This is a genomic window from Pseudomonas sp. GW822-FHT02D10 (assembly GCF_058802345.1).
Window position 1 is genome coordinate 46,173 of the sequence record NZ_JBXAOB010000020.1, and the last position, 25,506, is coordinate 71,678.

At 58.0% G+C, this 25,506-nt stretch carries 22 protein-coding genes; 17 read left to right on the forward strand and 5 right to left on the reverse strand.

Features of this window, described 5'->3' with window-relative positions:
• Window positions 1-224: 224 nt before the first annotated feature.
• Window positions 225-536, forward strand: coding sequence for a DUF485 domain-containing protein (locus tag AC1RPZ_RS24425; protein ID WP_401115293.1), 312 nt, complete (start codon window positions 225-227; stop codon window positions 534-536).
• Window positions 533-2,191 (forward strand): cation acetate symporter, encoded by a 1,659-nt coding sequence (locus AC1RPZ_RS24430; RefSeq protein WP_493140081.1) that lies wholly within the window; start codon window positions 533-535, stop codon window positions 2,189-2,191. The genes AC1RPZ_RS24425 and AC1RPZ_RS24430 overlap by 4 nt, the downstream gene beginning before the upstream one ends.
• A 338-nt stretch (window positions 2,192-2,529) precedes the next feature.
• On the opposite strand, the gene gltA is transcribed toward AC1RPZ_RS24430, so the two are convergent.
• Window positions 2,530-3,819, reverse strand: coding sequence for a citrate synthase (gene gltA, locus AC1RPZ_RS24435; RefSeq protein WP_019692325.1), 1,290 nt, complete (start codon window positions 3,817-3,819; stop codon window positions 2,530-2,532).
• A 363-nt stretch (window positions 3,820-4,182) separates the two neighbouring features.
• On the opposite strand from gltA, the gene sdhC reads away from it, so the two are divergent.
• The 11 genes from sdhC (at window position 4,183) to AC1RPZ_RS24490 (ending at window position 18,229) form a co-directional block, all read left to right on the forward strand.
• A complete protein-coding gene (gene sdhC / locus AC1RPZ_RS24440) occupies window positions 4,183-4,557 on the forward strand; it encodes a succinate dehydrogenase, cytochrome b556 subunit (protein WP_493140083.1) in 375 nt (124 codons plus the stop codon).
• Window positions 4,551-4,919, forward strand: a complete 369-nt coding sequence (sdhD, locus tag AC1RPZ_RS24445; RefSeq protein ID WP_493140084.1) for a succinate dehydrogenase, hydrophobic membrane anchor protein — start codon at window positions 4,551-4,553, stop codon at window positions 4,917-4,919. The genes sdhC and sdhD overlap by 7 nt, the downstream gene beginning before the upstream one ends.
• Window positions 4,920-4,922: 3 nt before the next feature.
• A complete protein-coding gene (gene sdhA / locus AC1RPZ_RS24450; protein ID WP_493140086.1) occupies window positions 4,923-6,698 on the forward strand; it encodes a succinate dehydrogenase flavoprotein subunit in 1,776 nt (591 codons plus the stop codon).
• 11 nt (window positions 6,699-6,709) lie between these two features.
• Window positions 6,710-7,414 carry a succinate dehydrogenase iron-sulfur subunit gene (locus AC1RPZ_RS24455; RefSeq protein WP_493140088.1) on the forward strand — a complete coding sequence of 235 codons (705 nt, stop codon included), beginning with the start codon at window positions 6,710-6,712 and terminating at the stop codon, window positions 7,412-7,414.
• Between the two features lie 262 nt (window positions 7,415-7,676).
• Window positions 7,677-10,508: a 2-oxoglutarate dehydrogenase E1 component gene (locus tag AC1RPZ_RS24460; protein WP_493140090.1), complete on the forward strand. Its 2,832-nt coding sequence runs from the start codon at window positions 7,677-7,679 to the stop codon at window positions 10,506-10,508.
• 42 nt (window positions 10,509-10,550) lie between these two features.
• Window positions 10,551-11,768, forward strand: a complete 1,218-nt coding sequence (gene odhB, locus AC1RPZ_RS24465) for a 2-oxoglutarate dehydrogenase complex dihydrolipoyllysine-residue succinyltransferase (RefSeq protein ID WP_493140092.1) — start codon at window positions 10,551-10,553, stop codon at window positions 11,766-11,768.
• Between the two features lie 111 nt (window positions 11,769-11,879).
• Window positions 11,880-13,316, forward strand: coding sequence for a dihydrolipoyl dehydrogenase (lpdA, locus tag AC1RPZ_RS24470; RefSeq protein WP_019692318.1), 1,437 nt, complete (start codon window positions 11,880-11,882; stop codon window positions 13,314-13,316).
• 182 nt (window positions 13,317-13,498) lie between these two features.
• Window positions 13,499-14,665 carry an ADP-forming succinate--CoA ligase subunit beta gene (gene sucC, locus AC1RPZ_RS24475; RefSeq protein ID WP_008148602.1) on the forward strand — a complete coding sequence of 389 codons (1,167 nt, stop codon included), beginning with the start codon at window positions 13,499-13,501 and terminating at the stop codon, window positions 14,663-14,665.
• Window positions 14,665-15,546, forward strand: a complete 882-nt coding sequence (gene sucD, locus AC1RPZ_RS24480; protein ID WP_123423265.1) for a succinate--CoA ligase subunit alpha — start codon at window positions 14,665-14,667, stop codon at window positions 15,544-15,546. The genes sucC and sucD overlap by 1 nt, the downstream gene beginning before the upstream one ends.
• Window positions 15,547-15,955: 409 nt before the next feature.
• A complete protein-coding gene (gene brnQ / locus AC1RPZ_RS24485) occupies window positions 15,956-17,269 on the forward strand; it encodes a branched-chain amino acid transport system II carrier protein (protein ID WP_493140094.1) in 1,314 nt (437 codons plus the stop codon).
• A gap of 222 nt (window positions 17,270-17,491) precedes the next feature.
• A complete protein-coding gene (locus AC1RPZ_RS24490; RefSeq protein ID WP_493140096.1) occupies window positions 17,492-18,229 on the forward strand; it encodes a DUF599 domain-containing protein in 738 nt (245 codons plus the stop codon).
• Window positions 18,230-18,330: 101 nt separating this feature from the next.
• On the opposite strand, the gene AC1RPZ_RS24495 is transcribed toward AC1RPZ_RS24490, so the two are convergent.
• Window positions 18,331-18,570: a hypothetical protein gene (locus AC1RPZ_RS24495; RefSeq protein WP_493140098.1), complete on the reverse strand. Its 240-nt coding sequence runs from the start codon at window positions 18,568-18,570 to the stop codon at window positions 18,331-18,333.
• Between the two features lie 160 nt (window positions 18,571-18,730).
• Here AC1RPZ_RS24495 and AC1RPZ_RS24500 point away from each other — a divergent pair, with 160 nt between their 5' ends.
• From AC1RPZ_RS24500 to AC1RPZ_RS24515, 4 genes are all read left to right on the forward strand, one after another.
• Complete coding sequence (locus AC1RPZ_RS24500) at window positions 18,731-19,207, forward strand: PaaI family thioesterase (protein ID WP_493140100.1); 477 nt, start codon at window positions 18,731-18,733, stop codon at window positions 19,205-19,207.
• Window positions 19,204-19,656, forward strand: a complete 453-nt coding sequence (locus AC1RPZ_RS24505) for a PaaI family thioesterase (protein WP_493140102.1) — start codon at window positions 19,204-19,206, stop codon at window positions 19,654-19,656. The genes AC1RPZ_RS24500 and AC1RPZ_RS24505 overlap by 4 nt, the downstream gene beginning before the upstream one ends.
• 89 nt (window positions 19,657-19,745) lie before the next feature.
• Window positions 19,746-21,650, forward strand: a complete 1,905-nt coding sequence (gene htpG / locus AC1RPZ_RS24510) for a molecular chaperone HtpG (RefSeq protein WP_493140104.1) — start codon at window positions 19,746-19,748, stop codon at window positions 21,648-21,650.
• A 66-nt stretch (window positions 21,651-21,716) separates the two neighbouring features.
• Window positions 21,717-22,445 carry a dienelactone hydrolase family protein gene (locus AC1RPZ_RS24515; RefSeq protein ID WP_493140106.1) on the forward strand — a complete coding sequence of 243 codons (729 nt, stop codon included), beginning with the start codon at window positions 21,717-21,719 and terminating at the stop codon, window positions 22,443-22,445.
• Between the two features lie 161 nt (window positions 22,446-22,606).
• On the opposite strand, the gene AC1RPZ_RS24520 is transcribed toward AC1RPZ_RS24515, so the two are convergent.
• The 3 genes from AC1RPZ_RS24520 to fabA all read right to left on the reverse strand — a co-directional run bounded on the left by AC1RPZ_RS24520 (window position 22,607) and on the right by fabA (window position 25,460).
• Window positions 22,607-23,467 (reverse strand): pirin family protein, encoded by an 861-nt coding sequence (locus AC1RPZ_RS24520; RefSeq protein WP_493140107.1) that lies wholly within the window; start codon window positions 23,465-23,467, stop codon window positions 22,607-22,609.
• Window positions 23,468-23,712: 245 nt separating this feature from the next.
• Window positions 23,713-24,933, reverse strand: coding sequence for a beta-ketoacyl-ACP synthase I (gene fabB, locus AC1RPZ_RS24525; protein WP_493140108.1), 1,221 nt, complete (start codon window positions 24,931-24,933; stop codon window positions 23,713-23,715).
• 11 nt (window positions 24,934-24,944) lie between these two features.
• Window positions 24,945-25,460, reverse strand: a complete 516-nt coding sequence (gene fabA / locus AC1RPZ_RS24530) for a 3-hydroxyacyl-[acyl-carrier-protein] dehydratase FabA (protein ID WP_010211704.1) — start codon at window positions 25,458-25,460, stop codon at window positions 24,945-24,947.
• Between the last annotated feature and the right edge of the window lie 46 nt (window positions 25,461-25,506).

Genomic DNA, 25,506 nt, shown 5'->3' on the forward strand with positions numbered 1-25,506 from the left:
TGATCTGACGCGTCTGGTCAGCACCTTCCAGGGCCGCTTGGCATTTATGCCAAGCGGCCCTTTGTGTTTCAGGCAGGTTAACGGCGTATTACCGTTGTTTTTTTATTGGCTCAACATTGGCGAAAGGGTCAGGTCGTTCTAATACTAAGGTCGTCTGGAACCTCACCTTCAGCCGCATAGAGTGGATACGTTCCAACTAAATCTGTGCTGCGAGGATAAAAACAATGAACGACAGCATTTACCTCTCGATTCAAAACAGCCCGCGCTTCAAGGAGCTGGTTCGTAAAAGGGAAAGGTTCGCCTGGATTCTCTCGGCAATCATGCTTGGGCTGTACTCCGGTTTCATTCTGCTGATTGCTTACGGGCCGCATTTACTGGGGGCGAAGATCAGCCCTGGGTCATCGATTACCTGGGGCATACCCATTGGGGTAGGGCTGATTGTGTCGGCCTTTGTCCTGACGGCTATCTACGTACGACGCGCCAATGGCGAATTCGATGACCTGAACAATGCGATTCTCAAGGAGGCTCAGCAATGATCCGGCGTCTATTGGCAGCTTTAGGCATTGCAGCCTTCGCACCGGCAGTTTGGGCTGCCGAGGCGCTCACCGGCGCAGTGCAAAAACAACCGCTCAACGTTTCGGCGATCCTGATGTTCGTGGTGTTTGTCGGCGCAACGCTGTGCATCACTTACTGGGCCTCCAAGCACAACAAGTCGGCGGCCGACTACTATGCGGCAGGCGGCAAGATCACCGGTTTGCAGAACGGTCTGGCGATTGCCGGTGACTACATGTCGGCGGCGTCCTTCCTGGGGATTTCCGCGCTGGTGTTTGCGTCTGGCTACGATGGTCTGATTTATTCGATCGGCTTCCTGGTGGGCTGGCCGATCATTCTGTTCCTGATCGCCGAGCGTCTGCGTAACCTGGGCAAGTACACCTTTGCCGACGTGGCGTCCTACCGCCTTGGGCAAACCCAGATTCGCACGCTGTCGGCCTGCGGTTCACTGGTGGTGGTGGCGTTCTACCTGATCGCGCAAATGGTCGGTGCCGGCAAGCTGATCCAGCTGCTGTTCGGTCTTGATTACTATGTTGCGGTGATTCTGGTGGGGATCCTGATGTGCCTCTATGTGTTGTTCGGCGGCATGCTGGCGACCACCTGGGTACAGATCATCAAGGCCGTGCTGTTGTTGTCCGGTGCCTCGTTCATGGCGCTGATGGTGATGAAGCACGTCAACTTCGACTTCAACACGCTGTTCTCCGAGGCGATCAAGGTTCACCCTAAAGGTGAAGCGATCATGAGCCCCGGCGGCTTGGTGAAGGATCCGGTCTCGGCATTCTCCCTTGGCCTGGCGTTGATGTTCGGTACCGCTGGTCTGCCACATATTCTGATGCGCTTCTTCACCGTCAGTGACGCAAAAGAAGCTCGCAAGAGCGTGCTATATGCCACTGGCTTCATCGGTTACTTTTACATCCTGACCTTTATCATCGGCTTCGGCGCGATCCTGCTGGTCAGCACCAACCCTGTCTTCAAAGACGCTGCTGGAGCGTTGTTGGGCGGTAACAACATGGCGGCAGTGCACTTGGCTGACGCGGTGGGTGGCAGCCTGTTCCTCGGTTTCATCTCGGCAGTGGCATTCGCCACCATTCTGGCGGTGGTTGCCGGTCTGACCCTGGCCGGGGCCACGGCGGTGTCTCACGACCTGTACGCCAGTGTGATCAAGAAGGGCAAGGCTAACGAGAGGGACGAGATCCGTGTTTCGAAGATCACCACCATTGCCTTGGGCGTGTTGGCGATTATTCTGGGCATCCTGTTCGAAAGCCAGAACATCGCGTTCATGGTGGGTCTGGCGTTCTCGATCGCTGCCAGCTGCAACTTCCCGGTGCTGCTGCTTTCCATGTACTGGAAGAAGCTCACCACGCGCGGTGCGATGGTCGGCGGCTGGATGGGGCTGGTCAGTGCGGTAGGTTTGATGGTCCTCGGTCCAACCATTTGGGTGCAGATCATGGGGCACGAGAAGGCGATTTTCCCGTATGAGTACCCGGCGCTGTTCTCGATGGCCATTGCCTTTGTCGGGATCTGGTTCTTCTCCATCACTGACAAATCCGCTGCGGCTGACAATGAGCGGGCGCTGTTCTTCCCGCAGTTCGTTCGCTCGCAGACGGGGTTGGGGGCGAGTGGGGCGGTGTCGCACTAACGTATAGAGTTGTATAAGCGTCTATATATAAGCTGCGTTAAACAGAAATGCCCCGGTCGAGAGATCGGGGCATTTTTGTTTGGGTAGGGTTTGAGGGGGTGTTGTCCGGTCGAATGCCATCGTCGGATCGCCGCCCGGAGCAAGCTCGCTCCCACAGTGGATCTCCGGTGTTCACACAATCCCTGTGGGAGCGAGCTTGCTCGCGATGGCGGCAGGCCAGTCACCACAGTATTTAAGGGGGGGGAGGACGGGGAAGCACAAACAAAAACGGCCTCTGCTCTTGTATCAGAGGCAGAGGCCGTTTCCGGTGCAGCCAAGACGTTATCGCAAGACAGGTCTTATTTGCGGTCTTCAAGCCGGGTGATGTCACGCGACTCGTAGCCGGTGTACAGCTGGCGCGGGCGGCCAATCTTGTACGGGCTGGAGAGCATTTCTTTCCAGTGGGAGATCCAGCCGACGGTCCGCGCCAGGGCGAAGATCACGGTGAACATGCTGGTTGGAATGCCGATCGCCTTGAGGATGATCCCCGAGTAGAAGTCGACGTTCGGGTACAGCGAGCGCTCGATGAAGTACGGGTCGGTGAGGGCGATCTCTTCCAGGCGCATGGCCAGTTCGAGTTGCGGATCGTTCTGGATGCCCAGTTCCTTGAGGACTTCGTCGCAGGTCTTTTTCATGACGGTAGCGCGTGGGTCGCGGTTTTTGTAAACCCGGTGACCGAAGCCCATCAGTTTGAACGGATCGTTCTTGTCCTTGGCCTTGGCGATGAACTTGTCGATGTTCGAGACATCGCCAATTTCGTCGAGCATGGTCAGCACGGCTTCGTTGGCGCCGCCGTGAGCCGGGCCCCAGAGTGCAGCGATACCGGCAGCGATACAGGCGAACGGGTTGGCACCCGACGAGCCTGCCAGACGTACGGTGGAGGTCGATGCGTTCTGCTCGTGGTCGGCATGGAGGATGAAGATCCGGTCCATGGCCTTGGCGAGTACCGGGCTGATCGGTTTGATCTCGCACGGGGTGTTGAACATCATGTGCAGGAAGTTTTCCGCGTACGACAGGTCGTTGCGCGGGTACATCATGGGTTGACCCATGGAGTACTTGTAAACCATCGCTGCCAGGGTTGGCATCTTGGCAACCAGACGGATCGCGGAGATTTCGCGATGCTGCGGGTTATTGATGTCCAGGGAGTCGTGGTAGAAGGCCGAAAGGGCACCGACTACACCGCACATGACGGCCATTGGGTGGGCGTCGCGACGGAAGCCGTTAAAGAAGGTCTTCAGCTGTTCATGAACCATGGTGTGGTTCTTGACGGTGCTGACGAACTGGGCCTTTTGCTCTGCGGTCGGCAGTTCGCCGTTGAGCAGCAGATAGCAGGTTTCCAGGTAGTCCGACTTCTCGGCAAGTTGCTCGATCGGGTAGCCGCGGTGTAGCAGAATGCCGTTGTCGCCGTCGATATAGGTAATCTTCGACTCGCAAGAGGCGGTCGACATGAAACCCGGGTCAAACGTGAAACGGCCCGTGGCCGTCAGGCCCCGAACGTCGATTACATCGGGACCAACGGTGCCGGTTAAAATGGGCAGCTCGACGGGGGCTGCGCCCTCGATGATCAACTGCGCTTTTTTGTCAGCCATGTGGCCTCCTATTTATGCTTGAAATCATCAGACAGACCCCCCACGCAGGGCCCGCACCACTATAGTGAGATAAATTCGAATGTCAATTTGACTAAAGTCTTGCTCCAGAAGGCTTTAACGGAACTTTTTCCTCGAAATTGACTGCCATTTACGCCTTTTATCCCGCTTGCGCAATGAGCTATTAGGGGAAGGTGTTTGCGTTGTCATTAGTAGCCTAACTGTCTATACTCGGCCACCGACCGCCAGGGGCTTTTGGGCCTGCTTTATTGGGGGTCGCATCCCTGGGTGGTGGTTACCTGACCAGTGCACTCCCCAACAACTTTGCCCTGATTGTTAGGGGCTCTTCAGTGTGAAAAAAAAGCCGTGAAAAGCCAACGACCTGTAAACCTAGACCTAAGGACCATCAAACTCCCCATCACCGGCGTTACGTCGTTTCTTCACCGTGTTTCCGGCATCATCCTCTTCCTGGGCCTTGGCTTCATGCTGTATGCATTGAGCAAATCCCTGGGTTCCGAGGAAGGTTTTGCCGGGGTGAAGGCATGCTTGACCAGTCCGCTGGCCAAGTTCGTAGCATGGGGCCTGTTGTCCGCCTTGCTGTATCACATGGTGGCCGGTGTACGCCATCTGATCATGGACATGGGCATCGGTGAGACGCTGGAAGGCGGCACGCTGGGCTCGAAAATCGTCATTGCCGTTTCCGTGGTGATGATCGTTCTGGCGGGAGTTTGGATATGGTAACCAGCGTTACGAACCTATCGCGTTCGGGCCTCTATGACTGGATGGCACAGCGTGTGTCTGCGGTCGTTCTCGCGGCTTATTTCATTTTCCTGATCGGATACCTCGTTGCGAACCCTGGCCTTGGCTACGCCCAATGGCACTTGCTGTTCGCAAACAACGGGATGCGCATCTTCAGTCTGCTGGCCCTGGTTGCCCTTGGCGCTCACGCCTGGGTCGGCATGTGGACCATCGCGACCGACTACCTGACGCCAATGGCGCTGGGCAAGTCTGCGACTGCAGTACGTTTCCTTTTCCAGGCAGTATGCGGCGTCGCGATGTTCGCTTACTTCGTCTGGGGTGTGCAGATTCTCTGGGGTATCTGATTCATGTCTAACTCAGTAAATACGCTTTCGTTCGACGCCATCATCATTGGTGGCGGCGGTGCTGGCATGCGCGCTGCGCTGCAACTGGCACAGGGCGGTCACAAGACTGCCGTTATCACCAAGGTTTTCCCGACTCGTTCGCACACCGTATCCGCACAGGGTGGCATCACCTGCGCCATCGCGTCCGCTGACCCGAACGATGACTGGCGCTGGCACATGTACGATACCGTCAAGGGTTCCGACTACATCGGTGACCAGGACGCTATCGAATACATGTGCTCCGTAGGTCCGGAAGCGGTCTTCGAGCTCGAGCACATGGGCTTGCCGTTCTCCCGTACCGAACAGGGCCGCATCTACCAGCGTCCGTTCGGCGGTCAGTCGAAAGACTTCGGTAAAGGTGGCCAGGCTGCCCGTACCTGCGCTGCTGCCGACCGTACCGGTCACGCACTGCTGCACACCCTGTACCAGGCCAATCTCAAGGCCGGCACTGTATTCCTCAACGAATACTACGGCGTCGACCTGGTGAAGAACGAAGATGGTGCCTTTGTCGGCATGATCGTGATCTGCATCGAAACCGGCGAAACTTCCTACGTTCGAGCTAACGCCACCGTACTGGCGACCGGCGGTGCAGGTCGTATCTACTCGTCCACCACCAACGCCCTGATCAACACCGGTGACGGCGTCGGCATGGCTCTGCGTGCTGGCGTGCCGGTACAAGACATCGAAATGTGGCAGTTCCACCCGACCGGTATCGCCGGCGCCGGTGTACTGGTTACTGAAGGCTGCCGCGGTGAAGGCGGTTACCTGATCAACAAGCACGGCGAGCGTTTCATGGAGCGTTATGCTCCGAACGCCAAAGACCTTGCCGGTCGTGACGTTGTTGCCCGTTCGATGGTTAAAGAAATCATCGCCGGCAATGGTTGCGGTCCGGATGGCGACCACGTAATGCTGAAACTCGATCACCTCGGTGAGGAAGTTCTGCACAGCCGTCTGCCAGGGATCTGCGAACTGTCCAAGACTTTCGCCCACGTTGACCCGGTAGTTGCTCCGGTTCCAGTGGTTCCAACCTGCCACTACATGATGGGCGGCGTTGCCACCAACATTCATGGCCAGGCGATCACACAGGACGCCGACGGCGTCGACCAGATCATCCCGGGTCTGTTCGCGGTCGGTGAAGTGGCCTGCGTATCGGTTCACGGTGCCAACCGTCTGGGCGGCAACTCGCTGCTCGACCTGGTGGTATTCGGTCGTGCCGCCGGCCTGTTCCTGGAACAGACCCTGAAAGAAGGCGTTGACTACACTCGCGCTCGCCAGTCCGACATCGACGCTGCCCTGGCGCGTCTCGATGGCCTGAACTCGCGTACCGAAGGCGAAGACGTAGCGACCCTGCGTAAAGAGCTGCAAAGCTGCATGCAGAACTACTTCGGTGTATTCCGTACCGGCGAATACATGCAGAAGGGTATTGCCCAGCTGGCTGATCTGCGTGGCCGTATCGCCAACGTCAAGATCAACGACAAGAGCCAGGCGTTCAACACCGCTCGTATCGAAGCGCTTGAGCTGCAAAACCTGCTGGAAGTGGCCGAAGCTACCGCCATCGCCGCAGAGATCCGTAAAGAGTCCCGCGGCGCTCACGCCCGTGAAGACTTCGAAGATCGCGACGACGTCAACTGGCTGTGCCACACCCTGTACTTCCCTGGTGAGAAACGCGTTGCCAAGCGTGCCGTGAACTTCTCGCCAAAAACAGTCCCGACCTTTGAACCAATGATTCGGACTTATTAAGGGTGGCCACCATGTTGCAAGTCAGTGTTTATCGCTACAACCCTGATCAGGACGCTACGCCGTTCATGCAGGAATTCCAGGTCGACACCGGTGGTAAAGACCTGATGGTGCTGGACGTGCTGGCCCTGATCAAAGAGCAGGACGAGGGTTTCTCCTATCGTCGCTCTTGCCGTGAAGGCGTCTGCGGTTCCGACGGCATGAACATCAACGGCAAAAACGGCCTGGCCTGCGTCACGCCGCTGTCTGCTGTTGTAAAAGGTAACAAGCTGATCGTTCGTCCTCTGCCAGGTTTGCCGGTTATCCGTGACCTGGTCGTCGATATGAGCATCTTCTACAAGCAATACGAGAAGGTTAAGCCTTTCCTGCAGAACGACACGCCGGCTCCGGCCATCGAGCGTCTGCAGACTCCTGAAGAGCGTGAAAAGCTCGACGGTCTGTACGAGTGCATCCTGTGCGCTTGCTGCTCGACCTCTTGCCCGTCCTTCTGGTGGAACCCGGACAAGTTCCTGGGTCCAGCTGCTCTGCTGCAAGCCTACCGCTTCCTGGCAGACAGCCGCGACACCAAGACTTCCGAGCGTCTGGCTTCGCTGGATGACCCGTTCAGCGTATTCCGCTGCCGCGGGATCATGAACTGCGTCAACGTTTGTCCGAAAGGCCTGAACCCGACTAAGGCCATCGGTCACATACGTAACATGCTGCTGCAAAGCGGCGTGTGATTCAGCTGTTGTACCCGTAGGACCGCTGTACCCGTAGAGGCTAAGGCGCGGGCTTCAACCCGCGTCGTAGCTATAACCAGAGCAGCAGCCCATAAGGCTACGGCTCTTATTTTGAAGAAATGAGACAAGCAGGGGCATCCGGGCTGGTACCCGGACTATCAGCGTGATCCTAAGTGGCTTGTTTTGGTCGTTGCACTCGGACTTCTGCAAGCTTGCTCGGTGTCTTCGCCGATGGTGTTCCCCTAACCGAGGGTGACCAAGCATGCAAGAAAGCGTGATGCAGCGCATGTGGAACAGCGGCTATCTTTCAGGTGGTAACGCTGCCTATGTGGAAGAGCTTTATGAGCTCTACCTGCACGACCCTAACGCTGTGCCAGAAGAATGGCGCACCAAATTTCAGACGTTGCCCGCTGACGGCAACGCTGCCACCGATGTTTCGCATTCGACGATTCGCGATCATTTCGTGCTGCTGGCAAAGAACCAGCGCCGCGCTCAACCGGTTTCCGCCGGCAGCGTGAGCAGTGAGCACGAGAAGAAGCAAGTTGAAGTACTGCGACTGATCCAGGCCTACCGTATGCGTGGCCACCAGGCAGCCCAGCTTGACCCGCTGGGGCTGTGGCAGCGTTCTGCACCTGCAGACCTGTCGATCAATCATTACGGCTTGACCAATGCCGATCTTGATACGACCTTCCGTGCCGGCGACCTGTTCATCGGCAAAGAGGAAGCGAGCCTACGCGAAATTCACGAAGCGTTGCAGCAGACATATTGCCGCACCATCGGCGCTGAATTTACGCACATCGTCGATTCCGAGCAGCGCCAGTGGTTCCAGCAGCGCCTGGAAGGCGTGCGTGGCCGTCCGGTGTATTCGGCCGATATCAAGAGCCACCTGCTCGAGCGCGTCACCGCAGGCGAAGGTCTGGAAAAATACCTGGGTACCAAATACCCGGGCACCAAGCGTTTCGGCCTGGAAGGCGGCGAGAGCCTGATTCCGATGCTTGACGAGCTGATCCAGCGCTCCGGTTCCTACGGCACCAAGGAAATCGTCATCGGCATGGCCCACCGTGGCCGTCTGAACGTGCTGGTCAACACCTTCGGCAAGAACCCGCGCGAGCTGTTCGACGAGTTCGAAGGCAAGAAGAAGGTCGAGCTGGGTTCCGGTGACGTTAAATACCACCAGGGCTTCTCCTCCAACGTGATGACCGCAGGCGGCGAAGTCCACCTGGCCATGGCCTTCAACCCGTCCCACCTGGAAATCGTTTCGCCAGTGGTCGAGGGTTCGGTCCGTGCCCGTCAGGATCGTCGTAACGATCCGACCGGTGAGAAGGTCCTGCCGATTTCCCTCCACGGTGACGCGGCATTCGCCGGTCAAGGCGTGGTCATGGAAACCTTCCAGATGTCGCAGACCCGCGGCTTCCGGACCGGTGGTACCATTCACATCGTGATCAACAACCAGGTTGGCTTCACCATCAGCAACCCGGAAGACTCTCGCTCCACCGAGTACGCCACCGACGTTGCGAAAATGATCCAGGCGCCGATCCTCCATGTGAATGGTGATGATCCAGAAGCCGTATTGTTCGTAACCCAACTGGCCATCGACTACCGCATGCAGTTCAAGCGTGACGTAGTGATCGACCTGGTCTGCTACCGTCGTCGCGGCCACAACGAGGCCGACGAGCCAAGCGGCACCCAGCCTCTGATGTATCAGCAGATCACCAAGCAGCGCACCACTCGTGAACTGTATGCCGATCGTCTGACCCAGAGCGGTGTGCTTGACGCTGCACGTGTTCAGGCGAAAGTCGACGAATACCGCAACGCGCTGGACAACGGTCTGCACGTAGTGAAAAGCCTGGTCAAGGAGCCGAACAAAGAGCTGTTCGTCGACTGGCGTCCGTACCTGGGCCACGCCTGGACTGCGCGTCACGACACCACGTTCGATCTCAAGACCCTGCAAGAGCTGTCCGCCAAACTGCTGGAAATCCCGGAAGGTTTCGTGGTTCAGCGTCAGGTCGCGAAGATCTACGAAGACCGTCAGAAAATGCAAGCCGGCGGCCTGCCGATCAACTGGGGTTACGCCGAAACCATGGCGTACGCGACCCTGGCGTTCGAAGGTCACCCGATTCGCATGACCGGCCAGGACATCGGCCGCGGTACGTTCTCGCACCGTCATGCGGTATTGCACAACCAGAAAGACGCGGGCACCTACATCCCGTTGCAACACCTGTACGAAGGCCAGCCACGTTTCGATCTGTACGATTCGTTCCTGTCCGAAGAAGCCGTACTGGCGTTCGAATACGGCTACTCCACCACCACGCCTGACGCGCTGGTGATCTGGGAAGCCCAGTTCGGCGATTTCGCCAACGGTGCCCAAGTGGTTATCGACCAGTTCATCACCAGCGGTGAGCACAAGTGGGGCCGTCTGTGCGGTCTGACCATGTTGCTGCCACACGGTTATGAAGGTCAGGGTCCGGAGCACTCGTCGGCTCGTCTGGAGCGTTACCTGCAGCTGTGCGCCGAGCACAACATTCAGGTGTGCGTACCGACTACGCCGGCTCAGATCTACCACTTGCTGCGTCGTCAGGTGATTCGCCCGCTGCGCAAACCGCTGGTAGTCCTGACTCCGAAGTCGCTGCTGCGTCACAAACTGGCCATCTCGACCCTGGAAGATCTGGCCGAAGGTTCGTTCCAGACCGTTATTCCGGAAATCGATGCGCATGATCCGAAAAAGGTCACTCGTCTCGTGCTGTGTAGCGGCAAGGTCTACTACGACCTGCTGGAAAAACGCCGTGCCGAAGGTCGTGACGACATCGCCATCGTGCGTCTTGAGCAGCTGTACCCATTCCCTGAGGACGACTTGATTGAAGTCCTGGCTCCTTATTCCAACCTCAAACACATCGTTTGGTGTCAGGAAGAGCCGATGAACCAGGGTGCGTGGTACTGCAGCCAGCATCACATGCGCCGCATCGTTGGCGGTCACAACAAGTCTCTCGTACTCGAGTACGCGGGCCGTGACGCTTCTGCTGCACCTGCTTGTGGTTATGCATCGATGCACGCCGAGCAGCAGGAAAAACTGCTGCAAGACGCCTTTACTGTTTAACGCCTTCGCGCACCTGAAACCGAATTTAAGGAACCACAGACAATGGCTATCGAGATCAAAGCCCCCACTTTCCCGGAATCGGTTGCCGATGGCACCGTTGCCACCTGGCACAAAAAACCGGGCGACGCGGTCAAGCGCGACGAACTGATCGTCGACATCGAAACCGATAAAGTCGTACTGGAAGTGTTGGCTACCGCTGATGGCGTGCTGGGCGCTATCGTCAAGAACGAAGGCGACACCGTTCTGTCCGACGAAGTCCTGGGCTCCATCGGGGAGGGCGGTGCTGTTGCCGCCGCTCCGGCTGCCGCTGCTGCGCCTGCACAGGCTGCTGCTTCGGCCGCTGTTGGCGAAGATGATCCTGTTGCTGCACCGGCCGCTCGCAAGCTGGCTGAAGAAAACGGCATCAACATCGCTTCCGTTGCCGGTACTGGCAAAGGCGGTCGTGTGACCAAGGAAGACGTGGTTGCAGCGGTTGCTGCCAAGAAAGCCGCTCCGGCTGCCGCGCCTGCCAAGGCCGCTGCCCCGGCTGCCGCTGCTCCGGTGTTCGCTGCTGGCGACCGCACCGAGAAGCGTGTACCGATGACCCGCGTGCGGGCTACCGTGGCCAAGCGCCTGGTCGAAGCCCAGTCGAACATGGCGATGCTGACGACCTTCAACGAAGTCGACATGACTGAAGTCATGGCGCTGCGTTCGAAGTACAAGGACCTGTTCGAGAAGTCCCACAATGGCGTGCGCCTGGGCTTCATGTCGTTCTTCGTGAAAGCGGCCACCGAAGCGCTGAAACGCTTCCCGGCAGTCAACGCTTCCATCGACGGCGGCGACATCGTGTATCACGGCTATGCTGACGTCGGCGTTGCCGTGTCCAGCGACCGTGGCCTGGTAGTACCGGTTCTGCGTAACGCCGAACTGATGAGCCTGGCTGAAATCGAAGGCGGCATCGCTACCTTCGGCAAGAAGGCTCGCGACGGCAAGCTGACCATCGACGAGATGACCGGTGGTACGTTCACTATCACCAACGGTGGTACATTCGGCTCGATGATGTCGACCCCGATCGTCAACCCGCCGCAAGCGGCTATCCTGGGCATGCACAACATTCTGCAGCGTCCAATGGCGATCAACGGTCAAGTTGTTATCCGTCCGATGATGTACCTGGCTCTGTCCTACGATCACCGTTTGATCGACGGCAAAGAAGCTGTGACTTTCCTGGTTACCATCAAGAACCTGCTGGAAGACCCGGCTCGTCTGCTGCTGGATATCTGATTTCGTTGCACGGGCCGCTCAGCGATGAGCGGCCCATCTGTAATGACCAGCTTCGTCCCACGACGGTCCCCTGAAAGGGATCGTCCGGTTTGATTCGAGAAGGAATGACACATGACTCAGAAATTCGACGTGGTAGTGATTGGTGCGGGCCCTGGCGGTTACGTAGCTGCCATTAAAGCAGCGCAACTGGGCCTTTCGACTGCCTGCATCGAGAAATACACCGACAAAGAGGGCAAGCTGGCCCTCGGCGGTACTTGCCTGAACGTCGGCTGCATTCCGTCCAAGGCGCTGCTGGACAGCTCCTGGAAGTTCCACGAAGCGCAAGACGGCTTCGCGATCCACGGTATCAACCACGCTGGCGTGACCATGGACGTGCCAGCAATGGTCGGCCGCAAGGCCAACATCGTCAAAGGCCTGACCTCCGGCGTTGCTACCCTGTTCAAGGCCAACGGCGTGACCTCTCTGCAAGGCCACGGCAAACTGCTGGCCGGCAAGAAAGTCGAACTGACCAAGCCTGACGGCAGCGTCGAAATCATCGAAGCCGAGAACGTGATCCTCGCTTCGGGCTCGCGTCCGATCGACATTCCGCCGGCTCCGGTTGACCAGAAAGTCATCGTCGATTCGACTGGCGCTCTGGAGTTCCAATCGGTTCCAAAACGTCTTGGCGTGATCGGCGCTGGCGTGATCGGCCTGGAACTGGGTTCGGTATGGTCCCGTCTGGGCGCTCAAGTGACTGTCCTGGAAGCCCTGGACACGTTCCTGATGGCTGCTGACACCGCCGTTTCCAAAGAAGCGCTGAAGACCCTGACCAAACAAGGTCTGGACATCAAGCTGGGCGCGCGCGTTACCGGTTCCAAAGTCAACGGCGAAGAAGTCGTGGTGACCTACACCGACGCCAACGGCGAACAGACCATCACGTTCGACAAGCTGATCGTAGCCGTTGGTCGCCGTCCAGTGACCACCGATCTGCTGGCTGCCGATAGCGGCGTGACCATCGACGAGCGTGGCTTCATCTTCGTTGACGACCAGTGCGCTACCAGCGTTCCTGGCGTTTACGCGATCGGCGACGTGGTTCGCGGCATGATGCTGGCACACAAGGCCTCGGAAGAGGGCATCATGGTTGTCGAGCGCATCAAGGGCCACAAAGCCCAGATGAACTATGACCTGATCCCTTCGGTTATTTATACTCACCCGGAAATTGCATGGGTCGGTAAAACCGAGCAGGCCTTGAAAGCTGAAGGCGTTGAAGTTAACGTCGGCACTTTCCCGTTCGCAGCCTCTGGCCGTGCCATGGCAGCCAACGATACCGGTGGTTTCGTCAAAGTTATCGCCGATGCCAAGACTGACCGCGTATTGGGCGTCCACGTGATTGGCCCGAGCGCCGCAGAACTGGTCCAGCAGGGTGCAATCGGCATGGAATTCGGCACGAGCGCCGAAGACCTGGGCATGATGGTTTTCTCCCATCCGACCCTGTCCGAAGCCTTGCACGAAGCAGCTCTGGCAGTGAATGGCGGCGCCATTCACATTGCCAATCGCAAGAAACGCTAAGCGGATAATAAGAAACCACGGCGGTTTGGCCCGTCGTGAGCCTTGCATGCAAGACTCACCGCGGAATATCCGCTGGACGCAGTCTTGCGTAGCTCAGCTACGCGAGCAGCAGTCACAGGTGGTGCGGCACTTGAATGAGTGCAGCACCGAATGCGCAGTACCTAACGAAGACGGTAATAAGCATGAATCTTCACGAGTATCAGGGTAAGCAGCTGTTCGCTGAGTACGGCCTGCCAGTATCCCAGGGTTTCGCCGTAGACACCCCGGAAGCAGCAGCAGAAGCGTGCGACAAAATCGGTGGGACCGAATGGGTTGTCAAAGCCCAGGTTCACGCTGGTGGTCGCGGCAAAGCGGGCGGCGTCAAGCTGGTTCGCAGCAAAGAAGACGCTAAAGCATTCGCTCAACAGTGGTTGGGCAAGCGTCTGGTGACTTACCAGACTGATGCCAATGGTCAGCCAGTCACCAAGATCCTGGTTGAATCGTGCACTGATATCGCTAAAGAGCTGTACCTGGGCGCTGTCGTTGACCGTTCGAGCCGTCGCATCGTGTTCATGGCTTCCACCGAAGGTGGCGTGGACATCGAGAAAATCGCTCACGACACCCCTGAGAAAATCCTCAAGGCCACTATCGATCCACTGGTTGGCGCTCAGCCATTCCAGGGTCGCGAGCTGGCATTCCAGCTGGGTCTGGAAGGCAAGCAAGTTGCTCAGTTCGCCAAGATCTTCGTAGGTCTGGCCAAGCTGTTCAAGGATCACGACCTGGCTCTGCTGGAAGTGAATCCGCTGGTGATCAAGGCTGACGGCGATCTGCATTGCCTGGACGCGAAGATCAACATCGACGCCAACGCCATGTACCGTCAGCCTAAGCTGAAGACATTCCATGATCCGTCGCAAGACGATCCGCGCGAAGCGCACGCTGCCAAGTTCGAACTGAACTACGTAGCGCTGGAAGGCAACATCGGTTGCATGGTCAACGGTGCTGGCCTGGCCATGGGTACCATGGACATCGTCAACCTGCATGGCGGCAAACCAGCCAACTTCCTCGACGTAGGCGGCGGTGCTACCAAAGAACGCGTTACCGAAGCGTTCAAGATCATCCTGTCCGACACTAACGTCGCTGCAGTATTGGTCAACATCTTCGGCGGCATCGTTCGCTGCGACATGATTGCCGAAGGCATCATCGGCGCTGTGAAAGAAGTCGGCGTGAAAATCCCGGTTGTTGTTCGCCTTGAAGGCAACAATGCTGAGCTGGGCGCTAAAGTACTGGCAGAAAGCGGTTTGAACATCATCGCTGCTACCAGCCTGACCGACGCTGCTCAACAAGTCGTTAAAGCTGCGGAGGGCAAATAATGAGCGTCCTGATCAATAAAGACACCAAAGTTATCTGCCAGGGTATTACCGGTTCGCAAGGTAGTTTCCACACCCAGCAAGCCATCGAGTACGGCACCAAGATGGTTGGCGGCGTAACTCCAGGCAAAGGCGGCACCACTCACCTGGACCTGCCTGTCTTCAACACCGTGAAAGACGCTGTAGCAGCCACTGGCGCCACCGCCAGCGTGATCTACGTTCCGGCTCCTTTCTGCAAGGACTCGATCCTTGAAGCAGCGTTCGGCGGCATCAAGCTGATCGTTTGCATCACTGAAGGCATTCCTACCCTGGACATGCTGGATGCCAAGGTCAAGTGCGACGAACTGGGCGTGATCCTGATCGGCCCTAACTGCCCAGGCGTGATCACTCCAGGCGAATGCAAGATCGGCATCATGCCAGGTCACATTCACTTGCCAGGCAAGGTCGGTATCGTTTCGCGTTCCGGCACCCTGACCTACGAAGCTGTGAAGCAGACAACTGACGCCGGTTTCGGTCAGTCGACTTGCGTCGGCATCGGTGGTGACCCGATCCCGGGTTCGAACTTCATCGACATCCTGAAACTGTTCCAGGAAGACCCGAAGACCGAAGCGATCGTGATGATCGGTGAGATCGGCGGTTCGGCTGAAGAAGAAGCGGCTGCCTACATCAAGGCACACGTGACCAAGCCGGTTGTTTCCTACATCGCTGGTGTGACTGCCCCTGCGGGCAAGCGCATGGGCCATGCTGGCGCAATCATCTCTGGCGGCAAAGGCACTGCAGACGAGAAGTTTGCTGCCCTGGAAGACGCAGGCGTTAAAACCGTGCGTTCGCTGGCAGACATCGGCAAGGCTCTGTCCGAGCTGACTGGTTGGGCGATGAAGTAAGCCTCGCGCTTACCTTACGCTTCACCAAACAAAGGCCACCTTCGGGTGGCCTTTGTCGTTTCTGACGCTTATGTGGTGTCGGTGAGGGCCTCATCGCGAGCTAAGCCCCACATTGAATCTCAAGAGTTCACAAAACCTGTGGGAGCGAGCTTGCTCGCGATGGCTTACTTACAGTCGACAACCATTTCAATGCGAAAACGCGACATAGGAATGTCGCGTATCGGATAGTTACGCCCCGTAACAGTGCGTTTGTCGCGCAAATTCGCTACGCTAGCCGCCATTTTGCGTTTGCTGCCCACAAGGACGCTACGCGCTAAACGGGTCAGTCCCATACGGACCGACAGCATTTCCCTCACCCCTAAGGGAAATCCCTCTCTAAATTCCGATTCAGTAGTGTGGTATTTCCTTAATGAAAGTGTTGAAAGGCCAGGACATCCTGGCACTTGGCTTTATGACGTTTGCCCTGTTCGTCGGGGCTGGCAACATCATCTTCCCGCCTATCGTCGGTTTGCAGTCCGGGCCTCATGTCTGGATGGCGGCGCTGGGCTTTCTGATCACCGCAGTCGGTTTGCCGGTGATCACCGTTGTCGCGCTGGCCAAGGTCGGTGGCGCCATGGACGCCTTGAGCAGCCCGATCGGCAAAATCGCCGGTGGCGTGCTGGCGGCGGCGTGCTACCTCGCTGTGGGTCCGCTGTTCGCCACCCCGCGTACCGCGACCGTGTCTTTCGAAGTGGGCCTGGCGCCACTGACTGGCGAAAGCCCGCTGGCGCTGTTTCTCTACAGCTCGGTGTACTTCCTGCTGGTGTTCTTCATTTCGCTGTACCCGGGTCGTCTGCTGGATACCGTTGGCCGTTTCCTCGCGCCACTGAAAATCATCGCACTGGCCGCGCTCGGCATCGCCGCGTTCGCCTTGCCGGCGGGCGACATCGGCACCGCGACGCCTGAGTACGTCGCGGCACCGTTCTCCCAGGGATTCATCAATGGTTACCTGACCATGGATACCCTTGGCGCACTGGTGTTCGGCATCGTTATCGTCAACGCCATTCGTTCCCGTGGCGTCGAGTCTCCAGCCTTGATCACTCGTTACGCGATCATCGCCGGGCTGATTGCCGGCGTCGGTCTGGCGCTGGTATACGTGAGTCTGTTCCGCCTGGGCTCGGGCAGCCATGAAGTGGCCGTCGGCGCTACCAACGGCGCAGCGGTATTGCACGCTTATGTGCAACACACGTTCGGTTCCCTGGGCAGCGGTTTCCTCGCGGTGCTGATCTCCCTGGCCTGCCTGGTGACGGCAGTCGGTCTCACCTGCGCGTGCGCCGAGTACTTCAGCCGCGTGCTGCCACTGTCTTACAAGACACTGGTGATCATCCTGGCCGCGTTCTCGCTGCTGGTGTCGAACCTTGGCCTGACCAAGCTCATCGCGTTCTCGATCCCGGTACTGACCGCGATCTACCCACCGTGCATCGTCCTGGTGGCGCTGAGCTTCTGCAAAGACTTCTGGCTTGAGCAGGGCCGTATTGTCGGTCCGGTAATGCTGGTGTCGTTCCTGTTCGGCATGATCGACGCCCTCAAGGGCGCGGGTCTGGCGGACTGGATGCCAACTCAGTTGGCGCACTTGCCGCTGGCTGAGCAAGGTCTGGCGTGGCTGGTGCCATGCGTCTTTACCCTGGTTGTTGCATTCGCCTGCGACCGTTTGCTGGGCAAGCGCAGCGAAGCCTTGGCTTAAGCTTCAAGGCCCGCCACAAGCGGGCCTTGAGCAACAACAGAAATGCCCCGTATCAATCGATATGGGGCATTTTTTTGGGCGTGCGCAAATCTAATGTGGGAGCGGGCTTGCTCGCGAAGAGGGCATAACATTCAATAGTGATGTTGACTGAAAGTCCGCTTTCGCGAGCAAGCCCGCTCCCACGGGTTTTCAGTATTGCGCCTAAACATCACAAGGACCTGCATGTCGTTCATCCACACCAACCTGATCCACATTCTCGCCGCGCTCTGGTTCGTCATCTGCTGGGGCGGTTACACCCGCTACGCTATCTGGAAGGGCCGTGATACCGCGTGCCTGGCCAGTGTGCTGCACTTGTATCGCGAAGACTGGATGCGCCGCATGCTGCTGCGTGACAACCGCATCGCTGATGCCAGCGTGGTGGGCAACCTGGAGCGTAACGCCTCATTCTTCGCCTCGAGTACCTTGATCATCCTCGCCGGTATTCTCACCGTGCTGGGCTCCTCTGAGCGGGCGCTGTCGTTGTTGGCCGACATTCCGATGGTGCAACAGGCTTCCCAAGGCATGTCGGAGATCAAGCTGCTGTGCCTGGCGCTGGTGTTCGTCTACGCCTTCTTCACCTTCAGTTGGTGCATGCGCCAATACAACTTCGCGGCGATCCTGATTGGCTCGGCGCCGATGCTCGGTGAGCGCCACGTTTCCGAGCAGGAGCGCAAGGCTTTCGCTTCGCGCGCTGCGCGGGTGATCTCGATGGCGGCCAACCAATTCAACTTTGGTCTGCGTTCTTATTACTTCGGCATGACCATGCTCGCCTGGTTCGTCAGTCCGTGGCTGTTCATGTTGATGAGCGCCGGTGTAGTGCTGGTGTTGTATCGCCGGGAGTTTCATTCCGACGTGCTGGACGTAATGGTCTATACCCCAACAGAGGCACCATTGCCTGAGGCGATCAAAGAGATGGGCTGATGGTTAGCCCGACCTTGCGCACGGTATTGCTCTAACGCTTTATCGACGCGCAAAGTAAAGCCCGCACTTGGCGGGCTTTATTTTTGCAGCACTAAAACCGATTAGTTGGTTTTAGGTGCGGCTTGTTCAGCAGCTGCTTTGGTCGAATCAACCTGAGCTTTGGCAGCATCGGCGGCTTCTTTCGCAGCGTCGCTCACTTTATCCTGAGCTTCACTCATTTTTTGCTGGGCTTGTGCAGCCGGTTGGGTGGCTTCTTGAGCTTTGTCCTCGGTTTTTTTACCGCAGGCAGCGATGCCGAGGGAAGCGGTCAACATCAAGGCAATAGCTAAAGTCTTACGCATGGGGTGTTTCTCCTGGTGGAAAATATCTACTTGCCCTTTCGAGCGCTGTACTACGGATTAAGTTCCACGTTACCTACAGATATATAAGATTTATCTTGGAGGGAACTTTTTCTTAGTCCCTCTGCTGCTATGCAACAACACTAAAAAGAGCCTTTATCGAATGACCGACAACCCCATTTTCGAGCGCGCGACGCGGTTTCTATCGGCGCTGCGGCATTGCCAGGTACTCGGGTTGCGCGTGCGCAGCGCCAGTAACGACGGGCTGACGATCACTTTGCCGTACAGCCCGCAGATCGTCGGTAATCCGCAAACCGGTGTGATTCATGGTGGCGCCATCACCTCGTTGATGGATACCGCGTGCGGCATGGCCACACTCTGCGTTTTGCCGGAGTTCGAGGTTTGCCCGACCCTGGATCTGCGTATCGACTACATGCACCCGGCCGAACCGCATAAAGAAGTGCATGGCTTCGCCCAGTGCTACCGGGTGACGACCGATGTGATTTTCACGCGCGGATTCGCTTATCAGGATGATCCGGAAAAGCCGATCGCTCATGTGGTCGGGACCTTCATGCGCATGGGCAAGGGGGTCAAAGGCACCAAAGGTTTTGGTGGCGTCATCAGTGGTGGTACGAAATGACTGACAACTTCAAAGAACAATTACAGCAGGCTCATGAGCGTGGGGATTACGCCTCGCTGCTGCACCTGATTCCCTACGCCAAGCTGATTGGCGTCGAGTGCTCGCGTCTGGGCGATGAGCTGCTTTTTCGTCTACCGGCGAACAAGGACAATATTGGTAACCCGTTGTTGCCGGCGATTCATGGCGGGGTGATTGCAGGCTTCATGGAGCTGGCGGCGGCCCTGCATTTGCTGATCTTTACCGGCTCCCCGGGTGTACCGAAGATCATCGACTTCTCCCTCGACTACCTGCGCGCCGGGCAGTTTCGCGACACCTACGCCAAATGCCAGGTGTGCCGTCAGGGTCGCCGGGTCGCCAACGTGGCGATAACCGCATGGCAGAGCACTCAGACCGAGCCGATTGCTACGGCGCGTGCGCATTTCAAGATTGAAGAGACCCCCAGCCCTTGAAATCCCCGTCATAGCCCCCAACTTTGATGACATCCCGCCGCCACCCCTTCCGGGCGCGGCCACTGCCATCCAATCGGAGTTTGATGACCATGAGCGTGGAAACTCAAAAGGAAACCCTGGGCTTCCAGACCGAGGTGAAGCAACTGCTGCACCTGATGATCCATTCGCTGTATTCCAACAAGGAAATTTTCCTTCGCGAACTGATCTCCAACGCCTCCGACGCTGTCGACAAATTACGTTTCGAAGCCCTGTCCAAGCCTGAGTTGCTGGAAGGTGGCGCCGAACTGAAAATCCGTGTGAGCTTCGACAAGGACGCGAAAACCGTCACCCTCGAAGACAACGGTATCGGCATGAGCCGTGACGATGTCGTGACCCACCTGGGCACCATCGCCAAATCCGGCACTGCCGACTTCATGAAACACCTGTCCGGCGATCAGAAGAAAGATTCGCACCTGATCGGTCAGTTCGGCGTAGGTTTCTACTCCGCGTTCATCGTCGCCGATAAGGTTGACGTATTCAGCCGCCGTGCCGGCCTCGCTGCCAGCGAAGGCGTGCACTGGTCGTCCAAGGGCGAAGGCGAATTCGACGTCGCCACCGTTGATAAGGAAGACCGTGGTACGCGCATCGTCCTGCACCTGAAGTCTGCTGAAGACGAGTTCGCCGATGGCTGGCGTCTGCGCAACATCATCAAGAAATACTCCGATCACATCGCCTTGCCGATCGAACTGCCGAAAGAAGTGACGGCCGCCGAAGGTGAAGAGAAGCCGGCGCAGGAGTGGGAAACCGTCAACCGCGCGAGCGCTTTGTGGACCCGTCCGCGTACCGAAGTTAAGGATGAGGAATACCAGGAGTTCTACAAACACATCGCTCACGATTTCGAGAACCCGCTGAGCTGGAGTCACAACAAGGTCGAAGGCAAGCTGGAGTACAACTCGCTGCTTTACGTGCCGGCCCGTGCTCCGTTCGACCTGTATCAGCGTGAAGCACCACGTGGCCTGAAGCTGTACGTGCAGCGTGTGTTCGTCATGGATCAGGCTGAGTCGTTCCTGCCGCTGTACCTGCGCTTCATCAAAGGCGTGGTCGATTCCAACGACCTGTCGCTGAACGTGTCGCGGGAAATCCTGCAGAAAGACCCGATCATCGATTCGATGAAGTCGGCGCTGACCAAGCGCGTTCTGGACATGCTGGAAAAACTGGCGAAGAACGAGCCTGAGCAATACAAAGGCTTCTGGAAAAACTTCGGTCAGGTCATGAAAGAAGGCCCGGCTGAAGATTTCGCCAACAAAGAAAAAATCGCTGGCCTGCTGCGCTTCGCCTCCACCCAGGGTGAAGAAGGCGAGCAAGTGGTCGCACTGGCCGAATACCTGGCTCGCGCCAAGGAAGGTCAGGACAAGATCTACTACCTGACCGGCGAAACCTACGCACAGGTCAAGAACAGCCCGCACCTGGAAGTCTTCCGCAAGAAAGGCATCGAAGTGCTGCTGCTGACCGACCGTATCGACGAGTGGCTGATGAGCTACCTCAACGATTTCGACGGCAAGAGCTTTGTCGACGTGGCACGCGGTGATCTGGACCTGGGCAACCTGGACTCGGCAGAAGACAAGAAAGCCGCAGAAGAAGTCGCCAAGAGCAAAGAAGGCCTGGTCGAGCGTATCAAGACGGCTCTGGGTGAAACCGTCAGCGAAGTGCGGGTTTCCCACCGTCTGACCGATTCCCCGGCGATTCTGGCCATCGGCGAGCAGGACCTGGGCATGCAAATGCGTCAGATCCTCGAAGCCAGCGGTCAGAAAGTTCCGGACTCCAAGCCGATCTTCGAATTCAATCCGGCGCACCCGCTGATCGAAAAACTCGACGGTGAGCAGAGCGAAGAGCGTTTTGGCGACTTGTCGCACATCCTCTTCGATCAGGCGGCCCTGGCTGCCGGCGACAGCTTGAAAGACCCGGCCGCCTATGTGCGCCGTCTGAACAAGCTGCTGGTTGAACTGTCGGTTTAATCGCGTTAAAGAAAAACCCGCTTCGGCGGGTTTTTTCATTCTGGCGTTTCTTTACGGGAGTTAGTCATGAGCCAGGTCACTGTGCGTTCCGTGGTTTATCAGGTTGATGGTCAGTCTTACGAAGGTCGTCTGGCGTTCGATGCCAGCCACACAGGCCCGCGTCCGGGTTTGCTGATGGCGCCGAACTGGATGGGTGTCAGCGCCGGGGCCGAGAAGATTGCCCAGGAGGTTGCCGCCAAAGGTTATGTGGTATTGATCGCTGACCTGTATGGGCAGGCGATTCGTCCGCAGAATAGCGACGAGGCGGGCGCGGCGATGATGCCGTTGAAGAATGATCGTGCGTTGCTGCGCAAGCGCATGCAGGCGGCATTCACTGCCTTGCAGAGCCAGAGTGAGGCGGTGGTCGATACCTTGAAACTGGCGACGTTCGGTTTCTGCTTCGGCGGTTGCTGCGCTCTGGAACTGGCCCGTACCGGCGCGCCGCTCAAAGCGGCAGTGTCGTTCCACGGTACGCTGGACACGCCGAACCCTGCCGATGCGAAAAACATCAAAGGCTCGGTGTTGGTGTTGCACGGTGCATCCGATCCATTGGTTGCGAAAGAGCAGCTGCCGGCCTTCGAAGCTGAAATGAACGCTGCAGGTGTGGATTGGCAATTGCTGAGCTACGGCGGCGCGGTGCATTCCTTTACCGACCCGCACGCCAATGTGCCGGGCATGATGATGTATGACGCCAGGACCGCCAGGCGGGCCTTTGTGTCGATGCATAATTTGCTGGAAGAAGTGTTCAACGGCTGAGTGCTGTCTCTAGACCTGGCACCGTCAGTGTCAGGGCTGGCCTCATCGCGAGCAAGCTCGCTCCCACAGTGGTTTGGAGTCGACCATTAATATTGTGTACGACTCTGTCAAATGTGGGAGCGAGCTTGCTCGCGATGGCGATGTAACTGGCGCCGAAGATCTCAGGGCAGTTCGATCCGCTCACTCTCACCCGGCACAGTCGGCCAATCCCCGGCCGCCCAGCGTCTGCGCGCCTCATCGATTACCGCTGGATCGCTGGCGACGAAATTCCAGTTGATCCGTCGCGGTCCGTCCATCGGCGCGCCGCCGAACAGCATGGCGTGGCAATCGCTTTCGGCGAACAGGTCCATTGCTTCCCCGGCAGGCAACACCACCAGCGAGTGCGGCTCAATGGGCTCGCCATTGAGTTGGGCGTCACCGTCCAGCACGTAAAGTGCGCGTTCTTCATGCTCGGTGGGGATCAGCAACGTCGTCGCTGTTTTCAGCTCAAGCTCCGCGTACAACGTAGGAGAAAGCACCGGCACCGGTGACTCCAGGCAGAACCCTTTCCCGGCAATCATCCTGATCTTCACCCCAAGGTTATCGCTGGCCGGCAGGCTGGCGGCCGGGTAATGACTGTAGTGGCCCGGGTCCTGTTCGTGCTCTTTTGGCAAGGCCAGCCAGATTTGCAGACCGTGCATCTTGAAGTCGGTATCCCACAGCGCTTTCGGTGTGCGCTCGACGTGAGCAATCGCACTGCCAGCCGTCATCCAGCTGACGTCACCCGGTTTCACGATCTGGTCAGAGCCCAGGCTGTCCTTGTGCTGGAGCTCGCCTTCGAACAGGTAGGTGAGGGTGGACAGACCGATGTGCGGGTGCTGGCGGATATTCATGCCTTTGCCTGCCGGATAGCGGGTTTCGAGCATGTGATCGAAAAAAACGAAAGGCCCGACGCTGCGGCACTGGGCCGATGGCAGCGGGCGCAAGATTGGTTGGCCTTCGACATCTTCGGTGCGTGGGCGGATCACGAGCGGACTGTTCATGGTGCATTCCAGGCTGTACGAGTGATGCCGTTGAGCATAACCCGCACAGCCTGCGCTTGCCGCTATTGGCTGAAGGCGCCTTCGGACAGGTGGGTCTCGATGGTCACTTCGCTGGAGGTCATAGGAACAGACCTTGCAGTAATAGAACATCTGGCGATTCAGGCGCTCCACTGATTTATCGATCGCCCAATAAAAAACGCCCCGAACCAGTCGGGGCGTTTTTATGTACAGCGAAGCGGCGGGGCTTACTTGCCCTGCCAGCGTTTCAGAACCAGGGTGGCGTTGGTGCCGCCGAAGCCGAAGCTGTTGCTCATCACGGTGTTGATGGTGGCGTTTTCGCGAGTCTTGGTCAGAATCGGCATGTCAGCCACTTCCGGGTCCAGTTCTTCGATGTTGGCAGAACCTGCCATGAAGTTGCCTTCCATCATCAGCATGCAATAGATCGCTTCGTGAACGCCGGCGGCGCCCAGGGAGTGACCGGACAGGCTCTTGGTAGAGCTGATGGCCGGAGCCTTGTCGCCGAAGACTTCACGTACACCTTTCATTTCCGCGACGTCGCCGACCGGAGTCGAAGTGCCGTGGGTATTCAGGTAGTCGATTGGCGTGTCGACGGTGGACATGGCCATCTGCATGCAGCGGATGGCGCCTTCGCCGCTTGGAGCGACCATGTCGTAGCCGTCGGAGGTCGCGCCGTAGCCGACGATTTCCGCGTAGATCTTCGCGCCACGGGCCAGAGCGTGTTCCAGCTCTTCGACCACGACCATGCCGCCACCGCCGGCGATGACAAAACCGTCACGCTTGGCGTCGTAGGCACGGGAGGCTTTTTCCGGTGTCTCGTTGTACTGGCTGGACAGTGCGCCCATGGCGTCGAACAGGAACGATTGGCTCCAATGCTCTTCTTCACCGCCGCCGGCGAACACGACGTCCTGCTTGCCCATCTGGATCTGTTCCATGGCGTTACCGATGCAGTGAGCACTGGTGGCGCAGGCAGATGCGATGGAGTAGTTCAGACCCTTGATCTTGAAGGGGGTGGCCAGGCAAGCGGAAACCGTGCTGCTCATGGTCCGCGTAACGCGGTATGGGCCGACGCGCTTGACGCCTTTTTCGCGCAGGATATCCAGCGCTTCCATCTGGTTCAGGGTCGATGCGCCACCGGAGCCGGCGATCAGGCCGGTGCGCGGGTTGGAAACCTGCTCGTCGGTCAGGCCGGAGTCAGTGATGGCGTCTTTCATGGCCAGGTAGGCGTAAGCCGCCGCGTGGCCGACGAAGCGATAGATCTTGCGATCGATCAACTCTTCGAGTGGCAGGTCAATGGAGCCGGAAACCTGGCTACGCAGACCCATTTCGGCATATTCCGGGTTGAACCGGATGCCAGGGCGGCTTGCACGCAGGTTAGCGGAGACGGTCTCTTTGTCATTGCCCAGGCACGAAACGATGCCCAGACCAGTGATAACGACGCGGCGCATGCGAATAACCCTTAGAAGTTGTCAGTGGATGTGAATACGCCGACCCGAAGGCCTTCGGCGGTGTAGATCTCGCGGCCGTCGACGCTGACCGAACCATCGGCGATGGCCAGGTTCAGCTTGCCCTTCAGAACGCGTTTGATCTGGATGTTATAGGTGACTTTTTTGGCGGTTGGCAGAACCTGGCCGAAGAATTTCACTTCGCCCGAACCCAAGGCGCGGCCGCGGCCCGGCAGGCCTTGCCAGCCGAGGAAGAAACCAACCAGCTGCCACATGGCGTCAAGGCCCAGGCAGCCTGGCATCACCGGGTCACCTTCGAAGTGGCAGGCGAAGAACCACAGGTCTGGAGTGATATCCAGCTCGGCGACCAATTCACCTTTGCCGTACTTGCCACCCTCTTCGCTGATATGAGTGATGCGATCCACCATCAGCATGTTCGGGGCGGGCAGTTGCGCGTTACCAGGGCCGAACAGCTCACCGCGACTGCAGCGCAGCAGGTCTTCCCGGGTAAAGGCGTTTTGTTTGGTCATGCGAGCTCCTCAATAATCCCATGCGGCAGGTGGGGCAAATCTTCCC